This window comes from Microbacterium sp. P2_F9, assembly GCF_056403635.1.
On the sequence record NZ_JBFUFC010000431.1, the window covers coordinates 1 to 509 of the forward strand.

The 509-nt window shown below is 66.1% G+C and carries 1 pseudogene; it reads right to left on the minus strand.

Annotated elements, in window-relative coordinates:
• Positions 1-323: 323 nt before the first annotated feature.
• Positions 324-452 (minus strand): annotated as a pseudogene (locus tag AC1DVT_RS20565) (ABC transporter ATP-binding protein); the annotation flags it as partial.
• Between the last annotated feature and the right edge of the window lie 57 nt (positions 453-509).

Consider the following 509-nt stretch of genomic DNA (forward strand, 5'->3'; position numbering starts at 1 on the left):
CCGAACGGCTCCCCCGGCGCGACCTCGAACGACAGCGCGACCTCGAACGACAGTCCGTCGACCGCGAGGAAATCGGGCTTGCCCTTGACCTTGTAGGCCTTGACGAGGTTCTTGGCTTCGATCACGGGGGCAGGCACCGAACAACCCTAACCCCGCCCTCCGACGTGCAAAGGGCGAGGGTCGTCAACCTGAGTTGACAGCTCGCGGGATGTCAACTACGGGTGACAACCGGATGCCGCGGGCCGCGGCATCCGTTCACTCCAGGAGGACGCGTGAGCGACGACATCCGCACCGCGATCGGCGCCCAGAGCGGTGAGCCGCTCGCCGAGCWGCCCGAACGACTCCCCCGGCGCGACCTCGAACGACAGTCCGTCGACCGCGAGGAAATCGGGCTTGCCCTTGACCTTGTAGGCCTTGACGAGGTTCTTGGCTTCGATCACGGGGGCAGGCACCGAACAACCCTAACCCCGCCCTCCGACGTGCAAAGGGCGAGGGTCGTCAACCTGAGT